Below are 12,410 nucleotides of genomic sequence, written 5' to 3' on the forward strand. Positions count from 1 at the left end.
CTCTATCTATTAGCTTAGCGTCAGTTAACGTGTCGGCTGGGGCATGGGTTGGTGAAGAAGGAAGTGGTTATATTAAGTTAGGTTACGCTGATTATACGTCGAGCAAATATCGTGGAAACAACCCAACCTTTGAGCGTTTTGAAGGGCAAAATACATCACTTTACTTGGAGCATGGTTTAGGGAATAACTTCTCTATTTATGGCTCATTATTACATCAAAGCTATGAACAAGAAAATTCTGTAACGGGCACAAGTAGCGCCAGCGGTTTTGGTGATACCGAGGTTGGTATTCGATATCAATGGCAGGCAGAACCTTTTGTTCTATCTACTTCTTTTTTAGTTAAAACCCCTTTTTTATATGATGAGGATGATGGGTTAGGAAATAACCAAGAAGACTACGAAGCCAAAATATTGTTAGGCAAAGGGCTGGATAAGTTTGGTTATATTGGGGCTGAAGTTGGTTATCGAGTTCGTACCGCAGAGCCTTCTGACGAATACAGATACTTGCTTGAGTATGGTTTTAACGTTAATAAAAACATTTATATGCGTGCCAAACTTGACGGAATACTAAGTGCAGAAAATGCAGATTCGTCAACTTCAATCAATGCTGCAAATTTATCAAATCCTTTAGAGTTTGACTCAGGAAAATTTGAACTGGCTACAGGTTGGAATTTTGATAAAAACTCGTCATTAGCTGGCTTTGGTATTGAGCTTACTTTTACACGTGAAATTTACGGTAGCAATATCTTGCAAGGTAATAATATTCAATTTGGTATTACTAAGGTTTATTAAATTATGTCGTTAATTGGTTCGTTAGTACTTGTTGTTCATTTTTTATTATTAGCTATTTTATCTTTATTTGGTTTGCACCGTTTGTCTATGGTATTTCGATGGTTTAAATATCGAAATTTTACACCTCAATCACCTAAAATGTTTGAGAAATTACCAAAGATAACAGTTCAAATTCCACTTTATAATGAAAGGTTAGTTGCCAAAAGGATTGTTGATTCAATTGTATTATTGGAGTATCCGGCTGATCGTTTACAAATACAAATTGTTGATGATTCTAATGACGATACAAGTGAGGTTATTGCTGAACGTGTATCGCATTATAAGCTACAAGGCATAAATATTGAGCACGTACAGCGAACCAATCGTCATGGTTTTAAAGCTGGTGCATTAAAAGAGGCAATGACAACGGCCGATGGTGAATTTATTGCTATCTTTGATGCTGACTTTATACCTACTCCGGATACATTATTAAAAAGTATTCATTTTTTCACTCAAACTGATATTGCCATGGTGCAGTTGCGATGGGAGCATTTAAATCGTCGTAGTAGCTTATTAACAAAAACACAGGCTGTAATGCTCGATGCCCATTTTGGGTTAGAACAGCATGTGCGCTGTGCGAGTGATATGCTTTTTAACTTTAATGGGACTGCAGGTATCTGGCGCACTTCAGCCATTATTGATGCAGGCCATTGGAGTGCTGATACATTAACTGAGGATTTAGATTTAAGTTATAGAGCTCAACTAGCTGGTTGGAAAATGCAGTATTTAAATCATATAACATGTCCAGGTGAGCTGCCTGCTGATATGAATGCGTTTAAAACTCAGCAGTACCGTTGGGCTAAAGGTGGCGTACAAGTCATGCTTAAAATGCTAAAAACAGTATGGAAAGCAAAAATACCGCTTGTTAAAAAACTTGAATCAACGTTTCATTTATCAAATAACCTAGCTTATTTAGTCATGATGCTAGATACATTATTTTTCTTATTACCTAGCTTATATTTACGTGCGCAATATGATTACATAAACGTTTGGTGGATTGATATTGCCTTATTATTGATGTCTTCAGGCGGACACATTGCATACCTATATTTTGGTCAAGTGGTTTTAGGTCGCTCAAAAATACGTGCATTAGCAAAATTACCTAACTTAGTATTGTTAGGTATACAGTTGGCAATTAATAATTCTAAGGCTGGTTTTGAAGCTTTAATGGGCAAAGAAAGTGAATTTGTCCGCACACCTAAAACAGGTGAACTACAAAAAGCAGAACATACTTATAAAAGTGAAAATCAAGCTTCGCAGGGCTTTAAAAATAAGCCGCACTATAAACCTTTACCTCCTAAAGGTGCCATTTTTGAATTTTTAGTTGCAGCTATCTATGTCGTAGTTTTAGTGTGGGCTGTTATTTACCAATATTGGTTTATATTGCCATTTGTATCGTTGTTAGCTCTTGGGTTTGTTATGTCTGCAGTTAATAGCTTTTATAGTCATTATCAGCTATCTAGACACGCTTAAAATGAAGCTGCAATTGTTTAAGCCAAGTTTCACAACTAAAAGTAAATCTTGGCTTTATTTTATAAGCTTAGCTAGTTTAATTGCCCTGAGTTTTTCGAGTTATTTTTTAGCAAATACGTCGCAAAGCAATACTGAATTTCCTGTTAGCAGTATTGGAGTTTATACCATTATTCAATATTGTTTAATGGCATTTTTTATGTTGGTAGCTTGGTCTTTATCTCCTAAATCACGTTATTTAAAAAATTATAAGCTGCTACTAATCACCGCTTTTCTAATGCGTATTGTATTGATTGACGTTGAGCCTTATACCTCTAATGATACAAGTCGTTACCTATTTGATGGGCGAATAGCATATGAAGGCTACGACCCTTATAGCATCAGCCATGACGCGATTGAATTAACACAATTGCGAGAGCAGTGGCAACCACCTAAAGAGCATGCAGCTTATGTCACTATTTATCCTCCATTAGCGTTGGCTTTATTTACTTTTTCATCATCATTTGGAGTTGAAAAGGCACAGTTGGTATGGCGGTTTTTGCTATTACTTGCAGGGTTATTAACGGTGTACGTGTCGGCTTTAGTATTAAAAAAGGCCAACAAATTAAATAATTTAGCACTTGTTGCGTTGTCGCCACTGCTGATTTTAGAAACTGGTGTTGGGTTACACATAGATGCTTTTTCTGCATTGGCAGTTGTTGTCGCAATTTATTTTTGGCAGCGACAATTACTTTTATATTGCGGTATCGCTATTGGTATTGGTATGTCGCTGAAAATTTTACCCGTTATGTTATTACTGCCATTATTTTTTTTACAAAAATCATTAAAACCCGCTCTAATGTTGGTGCTCAGCTGGGTTACGACTGTCGCGCTAATTTATGGTACTACCATTGCGCTTGGGTACGTACCCGTAGGCAGTATTAGTGTGTTTTTTGAAAAATGGCGTAATGCGTCCCCTATTTTTACTGCACTTGATTCTCTATTAACTAATTCTCAGGTTGTTTTAGCGCTTTTTGTTATGGGAGTTATTGCGGTATTGTTTATTGCTTATACAAGTTTTAGATACAGTAAAGCCCGCTACATGAGTACATCGGTTATTTATTTTTGTATGCAAGCAGCCTTGGCTTTACCTCTTATGTTAAGCCCTGTGCTTTTTCCTTGGTATTTACTCCCGTTAGTTCCCTTGCTTGCCTTGCGCCCAAATATTTATTTACTTACTTGGTTATTACTTATGCCCATGACATACGAAGTGCTCGGTAATTTCCTTTGCTGTCAACAATGGCAACCTGCGCTTTGGCCTGTTGTACTTTTAGGTGTTTTATACGCGTTAACGTTATTGAGGCTGATTTATCACGGCATCAAAAAGACTTCAAAGCTGAATCACATTGATAATTCATAAACATAAAACTTTATATTGGAATATACAAATTGAACATTATTAATAATTATTATCACTGGTTGCACGGACAATGGCCTGATCGTACTGTAGAAAAGCAACCATTAGTGAATGCCGATGGCACAACCAATATTAAAGGTGTGTATGTTGTTGGTGATTTAACGGGTATTCCTTTACTTAAATTCTCCAGCGATACGGGCGCTAAAGCTATTCGAACCATTATTGCTGATACTACTTTTAGTACCCGTACGCAAACAGCTGATGTTGTAGATATTATTGTTATTGGTGGTGGTGTTAGTGGGTATTCTGCCGCTATTGAAGGTAAAAAACAGCAGCTTAATGTTACGTTGTTAGAAGGTAATAAACCATTTTCAACGATTGAAAATTTTCCTAATAATAAACCTATTTATACTTACCCCACTGACATGAAGCCTGAAGGCGAATTACAATTTTCAAATAAAGTAAGTCATAAAGAAAACCTGTTGAGCGAACTTAAAGAGCAAATTACTGCCCACAGTATTGAAGCTAAACTGGCGCAAGTTAGCCATGTAAATAAAGAGGGCAACAAACTACGTGTTACTTTAGAGAATGGTGATAGCTTAGTGGCTCACCGTGTGATTGTTGCTATTGGGCGCTCTGGAAATTATCGAAAATTAAATGTTGAAGGTGAAGATTTACCAAAGGTAGCAAATCGTTTTATTGACGCACAATACTATAAAGATAAAGAACTGTTAATCGTTGGCGGAGGTGATAGCGCATTAGAGGCTGCGATTGCAACAGCAGAGGAAGGCGCTAAAGTTACTTTATCTTATCGACAAACTCAGTTTAACCGGGCAAGACCAGAGAATGTCGAACAAGTAACTCAATTAGCAAAAGATGACAAAGTGACGCTTAAAATGGCGACTCAAGTCAGTAAAATTTCACCACGGTCTGTGCAGTTAAAAAATAAAGATGGTACAGATGAAATATTAGATAACGATAGCGTGTTGTTAGCGACTGGTCGTGAAGCCCCGTTAGATTTCTTCAGACGTTCAAAAATCAATATCAGTGGTGAAAGCACATGGTCTGGCTGGGCTTTCTTTGCCCTGTTTTTAGTCGCATGAACTGCATTATACGATTGGAAAGGCTATGGTTTTTTAAATTCATTTTGGAGTACTTTTTCTTATCCCGATCAAATGCCAACCTTAATTGCAGGCTTTGGCGAATGGTGGCAGTTGCAAGTGAATGATCGCAGTACCTTAATTGGCACAATAGCGGTTTCTTTAAAAAGTCGTTCGTTTTACTACACCGTTCTTTATACCCTATTAATTGGTATTTTTGGTTGGCAACGAATTAAACGACGCAAAACACCTTATGTAACAGTACAAACGTCAGTTTTGTTTGCGATTCAATTGTTTCCATTATTTTTATTGCCAGAAATAATTTTACCATTACTTGGCTATAACGGTGTATTTGATGCAGGAATAGGCAAAAGCTTTGCCGATGCGTTGTTTCCCAGTTATATCTCAGCGCAAGAACTTGCGACGCATACATGGCCTGAATGGGGACACCCACGCGCTTATTGGCATGCATATAGTTTTATCTTCGCTTGGCCGTTAGGTGTGTATACCGTATTCACCGACACTCCCCAAGTTGCTTGGTTAGTTATTGGGGCTATTCAAACATTCGTTATTATTCCAATTATTGTGATGAAGTGGGGCAAAGGCGCTTATTGTAGTTGGATTTGCTCTTGCGGTGCTATGGCTGAAACTATGGGAGATCAGCAACGCCATAAAATGCCACACGGTTCTAAGTGGAATAAGCTAAATATGCTTGGTCAGTTCATTTTATTAATCGCGGCAGTGTTATTAGTCATTCGTGTTTTAGGGTGGATATATCCTGAGTCATGGATGAACCATATGTTTAATCTGTTTTTAAAAGGCGAGAACAAGGACTACCAATTAGTAAACGCATTTAGTTATAAGTGGGTTGTTGATATTTTATTAGCCGGTATTTTAGGGTTTGGCCTTTATTTTAAATACTCAGGGCGTACATGGTGTCGGTTTGCTTGTCCATTAGCGGCATTAATGCATATATACAGTCGCTTTGGTCGCTTTGCTATTGTTAGTGAAAAATCGAAATGTATTAGTTGTAATCAATGTACAACTGTATGCCATCAAGGCATTGATGTTATGGCTTTTGCAAGTAAAGGCCAACCAATGACCGATCCACAATGCGTTCGTTGCTCCGCCTGTGTACAAACCTGCCCAACAGGCACATTGTCTTTTGCTGAAATAAACCGAAAAACTTCCGCCATTATCAAAAAAGATACACTCGCAGCTAGCCCTGTGCAAATGTCTGAAAAATCACGTGGCGGCGTTAACATTATTGAGATTAAAAATGTATAAAGGTCATAAAGTTGCTGTTGTTATTCCTGCTCTTAACGAAGAGCAAGCTATTTCCATTGTGGTCAGAAATTTGATTACTTTAATGTTTGATGAGCAGGCGGTTATTGATAACGTTATTGTTTGTGACAATGGTTCCACAGACAACACTGCAAAAGTAGCAACCGCTAATGGTGCTCAAGTTGTTCATCAAAGTACACCTGGTTATGGTATTGCCTGCTTAACCGCTATTGCTAAGCTTCCCTCATGCGATATTGTACTTTTTGTAGATGGTGATGATTCTTGCTTTGTAGATCAAGCCCTTTCATTACTAAATGGGATTGTTAATGGTGACGATCTTGCTATTGGATCAAGAACCTTAGGCACCATTGAAAATGGAGCTTTAACTAAACCACAACTCTTTGGTAACTGGCTATCTAGCCACTTAATAACACTATTTTGGCAGCAAAAAACAACTGATTTAGGGCCATTTAGGGCCATTCGCTTCTCGTCGCTGCACACTTTAAATATGGCTGATACCTCGTTTGGCTGGACTGTAGAAATGCAGGTTAAAGCGATCATTCTTGGTATGCAAGTGAGCGAATACGCTGTTGACTCTAAAGTGCGAATAGGACAATCAAAAATTAGCGGCACAGTAATGGGCTCAATTAAAGCTGGTATCGGTATTTTATCCATGATTGCAACGTTATTTATTCGCCAATCCAGTGTTAAAAATACAGCGCAGCTTAAAGGTAGTGAGTATGAATAAGCGTGGGCTAAGTAATAACCGAGCAACAAAGAGTAAGTCGTCTTTAGGACGACCTAAGGGCAGTACATGCTTGGCATTGATGTTGCGTTATTGCCTCTTTATGGGAAATAACAACACCACATAGGCTCAGCCCTACCTAAAAACCAAACATACGGCTGCAAACTCAGCCTAGAAAGATAAACAAGCCCTAGTTATAAATACGAATTACAAAATTATTAGTGCTACGTGAGCTGTGATTAAAATGAATAAAATCAACCAAAGTAATAAAGCGTCAAAACAAACAATTAGATTAGTTATAAATCAAGCGACGTTAGTTGTTTTTTGTAAACGGCCTAAACTCAACCAAGGTAAGCAGCGGCTTGCTGAAGGCTCGAATGCGCAATGCGCACTTAAAATTACACATGCATTATTAGCATGCGCAATAGAAGATGCTAATAATTGGCAAGGGCCTGTTGTTATTGCTTGTTCAAGCGAAAGCGATATTCAGTGGGCGCATTCTTTAGTAAGTAATGCCCACGTAATAACGCAATTACCGCTTGGGCAGTTAGGCAACTTAGGCGATAGATTAAACTATGTTGATAATCAGCTGCGAGCACAAGGGCATGAGCAACTAGTGTTCATAGGTACTGATGCTCCAATACTTAACCATCAATATTTTGAGGCAACGATTAGTGCATTACAAAGTAATGACGTAGCTTTGCATCACGCTGATGATGGTGGCGTCATCATTATGGCTAACAAAGTACCTTGGCCAGTATTAACCCATTTACCTTGGAGCACGAATGAATTATCACAATCATTATCACAACAGTGTAGGCAGAATAAATTATCGGTGAAGTATTGCTTACCAGGTTACGATATTGATTATGTCAGCGATCTTAAAAAATTATTTATTGATCTACAGTCAGATACTCGCCCAGCACGTAAAGCTCTATTACATACAATTAATGATCTATTCTCGCTCGCTAAAGTGAGTTTTCATGAGTAATATTCTGAACTATGAGGTTATAAAAGTATGTTAAGTATTATTATTCCTACTTTAAATGAAGAAAAAACAGGGTATTTACAACGGATCCTCAAGGCGTATCAACATTTAAAAAACTGCGAAATAATTTGTGTGGATGGGGGAAGCACCGATAACACCATCGATATAATTAATGCTGCGGGCGTGTGCTTAATTAAAACCGATATAGCATCACGAGCAGGCCGGCTCAATGCGGGTATTGTGCAAGCAAATGCTGACACAATTGTGCTTCATCACCCTCGTAGCATAATTGATATTGCAGGGTTGAATGCGTTAAACAAACACGCAGATCAGATGTCGTGGGGGGCATTTACCCATAAATTTAATATACGCCATCCATTACTTCAGTTTACCTCTTGGTATTCTAATCATATTCGCGGTGATAAACGGGGAGTGTATTATTTAGACCATTGTTTATTTGCAAAAAAACAACTTCTACTCGACGTAGGTATGTTGCCGCTAATAGATATTTTTGAAGATACAGAGCTATGTTTACGGCTTAAACTCAAATGTAAAGCAAAGCGTCTACCGTTTATTAGCGAAACCTCTGCGATACGCTTTCAAGTTAACGGACTCTATCGACAGGCTTTAACTAATCAGTACATGAAGTGGTTATATTATTTTAACCGTTCAGATACTGCGATGAATCAGCGCTATGAAAAAGGTATTCAGCTTAATACTCAATACGACGAAAGACAAAAATAAGGTATTTACCTTAACTTGACTTAATTAACTCAATCACTGTATTCATCCGTTTTGCCAGTGGCCTATTTCGATGGTGACATGCATAAATAGTCTCATTAACGGGATTGGCTAAATAGTGCGTTTTAATAAGCTCAGGCTTATTAAAAGCACCTACCGCATTGGCAGGTAATACCGTAAAACCTAAGCCTAAACTTACAGGCTCTAGTATTAAGCTAATTTGGTTGGAAAACCCCGTCTGCTTTATTTGCTCAATATGTTCAAATTCATCGTAGTTTTCGCTAAGTAGTAGTTGCGCATGATGGTTTGCATCAGGATGAGCAATAAAACCCAGCTCACACAGTGTTTGCCAATTCGGTGTATTTATACCCGCAGGTGTAATAAGTAATAGCGCTTCTTTATCAATTTTATAACTGATCACTTCGCTAAGTGTAGGGGCTTGGGTTAAAAAGCCAATATCGGCACTGTAATTTGCCACAGCTTGCTCCACACTCACATTTGGCGCAAAGCGGTAATCAATAGTTAGTGCTTTATGCTCACATTGCAGTGCTAATAATTGATTGTAAAACTTTAAACCACAACTGCCCGGCGATTGAATTTTTACTGCTCCGCTAAAAGGTGAATCATCTTTTAATTGCTGCTCTAAAAACTGCCATTCTTTGATAAGTTGGCTACCCTGCTGATATAAGTTTTGACCCTGTGGCGTGAGTGAAAACTGCTTACCGTGGCGCTCAAGTAAAGCACAATCAACTTGTTGCTCTAGCTTTTTAATATGCTGGCTTACACCAGACTGCGTCATATAAAGGCGCTCAGCTGTTTTGGTAAAATGATTTACCTCAACCAAGGTGCAAAATGTGTTTAACCATGTCGGATTTATCATTACAAAACGTACTCAAAGTTATGATCAATGATAATTTTACTTAATGTTTGTCGATTCGTAAACTAACTCCATCAACGAGTCACAAGATAAGTCACACGTTAAAGAGGAAGCATTATGAGTCATACATACCCACGTAGTTTTTCGCACATTGGTATTTCGGTTCCCGACGTTGAAAAAGCCGTTGAGTTTTACACTAAGGTTATGGGTTGGTACACCATTATGGAACCCACTTTAATAACCGAAGACAAAAGCCCCATTGGCGAAATGTGTACCGAAGTATTTGGTGAAAAATGGGAAAAATTCAAAATAGCGCACCTTTCAACGGGCGATCGTATTGGTGTAGAAATTTTTGAATTTAAAAACCAAGAAAACCCAAAAGACAACTTTGAATACTGGAAAACAGGGATCTTTCATTTTTGTGTTCAAGACCCTGATGTAGAAGGCTTAGCAGAGCGTATTGTAGCAGCTGGCGGTAAAAAGCGTATGCAAGCCCCGCGCTATTACTACCCTGGCGAAAAGCCATACCGCATGATCTACATGGAAGACCCGTTTGGCAACATCCTTGAGATTTACAGCCACAGCTACGAGCTAATTTACAGCGCAGGCGCTTATTAAAAGCATTGAGCTAAAAACAAAGGCCGCAGTATTTATTAGTGCAGCCTTTTTGTTTCAGCTATAGCGCTTTTATTTTTACTAATCGTGAGGGTATACGGTGCCGTTTTTATTTATGATTGCGCTCCACTGCTCTATTATTTCATTTGCACTGGCAAGTTCACTTTCGCTAAGTTGCGGATACTGTCGCTGCTCAAACCACGCATAGCGATTATAAATATCATTATTATCGGTGATTTCCATAATTAATCGGTTTAGCGCGTAAGACTTTGCAAAACTTTTTTCACCAAGCTGCTGTGAATAATACACATTAGATAAAGAGATTAATGCCTTTTCACTACCATGTTGAGCACCGACAAACTTAGGTTATTACTGAGTTGCTTTGTTGCGCGCCGCTAGGGCCTGTTGACCTTTTAGGGTTGAAATTTGTTCAATCTAAGGGCGATTTAATCGCGACGCGAGGTTTGTAACCTAGTGGGCTAAGTAAAAACCGAGCAACAAAGAGTTAATTGCCCCTAGGCAGACCCCTTCGGGCAGCGCATGTTTGGCATTTATTCTACGTTATCGCCTATTTATGGGGAATAACCACACTACATAGGCGCTGCCTTGCCTAAATACCAAACATACTGCTGCAAATTCAACCTCGAAAGATAAACAGGCCCTAGTATGAAACACGGTTAATTTGCTTTTAAAAGGTTTGCCTTGAGTGATTTTTACACTAGCGGGCATGTTTACATCACGTTAGTATGGAACTCTATTAAGTTACAAAACGATAATTACATGACTTTAAAAACAAACGCATTAATTTATTTTTTAGCCTTTTGCAGTGGTTTTTGCATTATGGGGATTGAGCTTTTAGGAGGGCGAATACTTGCGCCTTTTTTTGGGAGCAGTGTACATATATGGGGCAGCATAATAACGGTGTTTATGCTCAGCTTATCATTTGGTTATTTACTTGGCGGTAAGCTAAGTACTAAAAATGCATCGCTTACTAAATATGGTTTAATATTTTTAGTCGCCAGCATTATGGTGGTGCCTATTACGTTATTTTCGCAGCCAATAATGGAGTTTATATTCACGCATATTGAAGATAGCCGTTATGGTTCGCTGTTAGCTTCAACTGCATTATTTTTTATTCCAACCGTTATTTTAGGTATGATTTCGCCCTACTCAGTACGTTTATTGGTAACCGATAGCGATAAAAGTGGTCAAGTAGCGGGGCGTTTATACTTTGTAAGTACGCTTGGCAGTGCGCTGGGTACTATTATCACCTCTTTTTACTTTGTGCTCGCGTTTGACGTAAATACAATTATTGGCGCTTTTGCTTTAACGCTTGGGTCACTTGGTTTAGTGGCTATTGTTGTTAATAGCTTGGTGAATAACAAGGAGCTTGCTCATGCTTAAATATTTACTACTGCCGTTAATCGTGTTTTCGGGGGTTGCGTTTAGTAAGGTTATTCATGAAGAGCGCTCGCTTTATCGCAATATTATTGTTGAAGACACTAGCGACTTACGTTGTCTTAAATTTAATACTAAAAGTAGCCAAACAAGCCAAAGCTGCATGTACAAAAATGACCCTGACAAACTTGTTTTTAACTACACTAAACTTACTTTTGCCAGCCTTTTAGTAGCCGATAACCCTAAAAATGTACTTATTATAGGATTAGGTGGCGGTACGCTTTCTAATGTTATTCATGAACTATACCCCACAGCAAAAATTCATAATGTAGAAATAGATCCCGCTGTAACTAAAGTTGCACGCGATTACTTTAACTTTATAGAAAACGACTTAGTGACATCAAGCGTGCAAGATGGCCGTATTTTTATAAAACGCGCCGCTATTAAAAAGCAAATGTATGATTGGATAATTTTAGATGCCTTTAACGGCGACTATATTCCGGAGCATTTACTCACTAAAGAGTTTTTTGAAGAGGTACAAAGCGTATTGGCCGAAGGTGGTGTTATAGCTGCAAATACATTTTCAAGTAGTAAGCTTTATGAGCATGAGTCGGCAACTTACCACGCTGTATTTGGCGACTTTATAAATGTAAGCCGTGAAAATCGTAGTAACCGTATTATTTTAGCGGGACTTAAAGCGCCGCCAACTAACGAGCAAATAAAGGCACAGGTTAAAATACTTGAGCCTCGCTTGGCAAAATACGGCATTGATATAAAAGCAATTAGCGAATTTATGCATTTTACAAAAGACGGTCAAGATTGGCCTGCTGATACGAAAGTGCTTACCGACCAATATTCTCCCGCTAATTTACTTAATTTTTAAGGTGCTTTTATAAAGAGCTAAGTAATAGATAAGTTACTTGAGCGCGAAGTAAATTCGCACCTACAGGCACTGCGTTTATTTAT

General features: G+C 38.3%; 13 protein-coding genes. 11 read left to right on the plus strand and 2 right to left on the minus strand.

Annotation, left to right across the window (positions count from 1 at the left end; translation table 11 throughout):
• The 8 genes from P20495_RS22110 to P20495_RS08110 all read left to right on the plus strand — a co-directional run.
• The coding region (locus P20495_RS22110; protein ID WP_033015968.1) for a hypothetical protein at positions 1-791 on the plus strand (791 nt) is incomplete at its 5' end.
• Between the two features lie 3 nt (positions 792-794).
• Positions 795-2,303 (plus strand): glycosyltransferase, encoded by a 1,509-nt coding sequence (locus P20495_RS08130; RefSeq protein WP_007378777.1) that lies wholly within the window; start codon positions 795-797, stop codon positions 2,301-2,303.
• A gap of 196 nt (positions 2,304-2,499) precedes the next feature.
• Complete coding sequence (locus P20495_RS08125; RefSeq protein ID WP_242401486.1) at positions 2,500-3,699, plus strand: glycosyltransferase 87 family protein; 1,200 nt, start codon at positions 2,500-2,502, stop codon at positions 3,697-3,699.
• A 29-nt stretch (positions 3,700-3,728) separates the two neighbouring features.
• Positions 3,729-4,799 (plus strand): NAD(P)/FAD-dependent oxidoreductase, encoded by a 1,071-nt coding sequence (locus P20495_RS22550; RefSeq protein WP_008136869.1) that lies wholly within the window; start codon positions 3,729-3,731, stop codon positions 4,797-4,799.
• 72 nt (positions 4,800-4,871) lie between these two features.
• On the plus strand, positions 4,872-6,083 hold the full coding sequence (locus P20495_RS22555) for a 4Fe-4S binding protein (RefSeq protein ID WP_008136870.1): 1,212 nt from the start codon (positions 4,872-4,874) through the stop codon (positions 6,081-6,083).
• Positions 6,076-6,828 carry a glycosyltransferase family 2 protein gene (locus tag P20495_RS08120; protein ID WP_008136872.1) on the plus strand — a complete coding sequence of 251 codons (753 nt, stop codon included), beginning with the start codon at positions 6,076-6,078 and terminating at the stop codon, positions 6,826-6,828. Before P20495_RS22555 ends, P20495_RS08120 begins: the two co-directional genes overlap by 8 nt.
• A 241-nt stretch (positions 6,829-7,069) precedes the next feature.
• Positions 7,070-7,816, plus strand: coding sequence for a DUF2064 domain-containing protein (locus P20495_RS08115; RefSeq protein WP_008136873.1), 747 nt, complete (start codon positions 7,070-7,072; stop codon positions 7,814-7,816).
• 27 nt (positions 7,817-7,843) lie between these two features.
• Complete coding sequence (locus P20495_RS08110; RefSeq protein WP_008136875.1) at positions 7,844-8,557, plus strand: glycosyltransferase; 714 nt, start codon at positions 7,844-7,846, stop codon at positions 8,555-8,557.
• Between the two features lie 10 nt (positions 8,558-8,567).
• On the opposite strand, the gene P20495_RS08105 is transcribed toward P20495_RS08110, so the two are convergent.
• Positions 8,568-9,434, minus strand: coding sequence for a LysR family transcriptional regulator (locus tag P20495_RS08105; RefSeq protein ID WP_008136877.1), 867 nt, complete (start codon positions 9,432-9,434; stop codon positions 8,568-8,570).
• A gap of 114 nt (positions 9,435-9,548) precedes the next feature.
• Between P20495_RS08105 and P20495_RS08100 the strand changes: the two genes are divergently transcribed.
• Positions 9,549-10,049 (plus strand): lactoylglutathione lyase family protein, encoded by a 501-nt coding sequence (locus P20495_RS08100; RefSeq protein WP_007378784.1) that lies wholly within the window; start codon positions 9,549-9,551, stop codon positions 10,047-10,049.
• Positions 10,050-10,127: 78 nt separating this feature from the next.
• Here the strand turns inward: P20495_RS08100 and P20495_RS22115 are convergent, their stop codons facing one another.
• Positions 10,128-10,289, minus strand: a complete 162-nt coding sequence (locus tag P20495_RS22115; protein ID WP_158308535.1) for a hypothetical protein — start codon at positions 10,287-10,289, stop codon at positions 10,128-10,130.
• Between the two features lie 537 nt (positions 10,290-10,826).
• Here P20495_RS22115 and P20495_RS08090 point away from each other — a divergent pair.
• Positions 10,827-11,450, plus strand: coding sequence for a fused MFS/spermidine synthase (locus P20495_RS08090; protein WP_033015969.1), 624 nt, complete (start codon positions 10,827-10,829; stop codon positions 11,448-11,450).
• A complete protein-coding gene (locus tag P20495_RS08085) occupies positions 11,443-12,327 on the plus strand; it encodes a spermidine synthase (protein ID WP_008136882.1) in 885 nt (294 codons plus the stop codon). Before P20495_RS08090 ends, P20495_RS08085 begins: the two co-directional genes overlap by 8 nt.
• The last annotated feature ends 83 nt before the right edge of the window (positions 12,328-12,410 follow it).

It is taken from the genome of Pseudoalteromonas sp. BSi20495, from assembly GCF_000241185.1.
Lineage (GTDB): Bacteria > Pseudomonadota > Gammaproteobacteria > Enterobacterales > Alteromonadaceae > Pseudoalteromonas > Pseudoalteromonas fuliginea.

Excerpts from the sequence above, each read along its gene's own strand:
- P20495_RS08085 (WP_008136882.1), top strand. The coding sequence starts at position 11,443 with ATGCTTAAATATTTACTACTGCCGTTAATCGTGTTTTCGGGGGTTGCG.
- P20495_RS08125 (WP_242401486.1), top strand. The coding sequence starts at position 2,500 with ATGTTGGTAGCTTGGTCTTTATCTCCTAAATCACGTTATTTAAAAAAT.
- P20495_RS08100 (WP_007378784.1), top strand. The coding sequence starts at position 9,549 with ATGAGTCATACATACCCACGTAGTTTTTCGCACATTGGTATTTCGGTT.
- P20495_RS08105 (WP_008136877.1), bottom strand. The coding sequence starts at position 9,434 with ATGATAAATCCGACATGGTTAAACACATTTTGCACCTTGGTTGAGGTA.
- P20495_RS08110 (WP_008136875.1), top strand. The coding sequence starts at position 7,844 with ATGTTAAGTATTATTATTCCTACTTTAAATGAAGAAAAAACAGGGTAT.
- P20495_RS08115 (WP_008136873.1), top strand. The coding sequence starts at position 7,070 with ATGAATAAAATCAACCAAAGTAATAAAGCGTCAAAACAAACAATTAGA.
- P20495_RS08120 (WP_008136872.1), top strand. The coding sequence starts at position 6,076 with ATGTATAAAGGTCATAAAGTTGCTGTTGTTATTCCTGCTCTTAACGAA.
- P20495_RS08130 (WP_007378777.1), top strand. The coding sequence starts at position 795 with ATGTCGTTAATTGGTTCGTTAGTACTTGTTGTTCATTTTTTATTATTA.
- P20495_RS08090 (WP_033015969.1), top strand. The coding sequence starts at position 10,827 with ATGACTTTAAAAACAAACGCATTAATTTATTTTTTAGCCTTTTGCAGT.
- P20495_RS22115 (WP_158308535.1), bottom strand. The coding sequence starts at position 10,289 with ATGGAAATCACCGATAATAATGATATTTATAATCGCTATGCGTGGTTT.
- P20495_RS22555 (WP_008136870.1), top strand. The coding sequence starts at position 4,872 with ATGCCAACCTTAATTGCAGGCTTTGGCGAATGGTGGCAGTTGCAAGTG.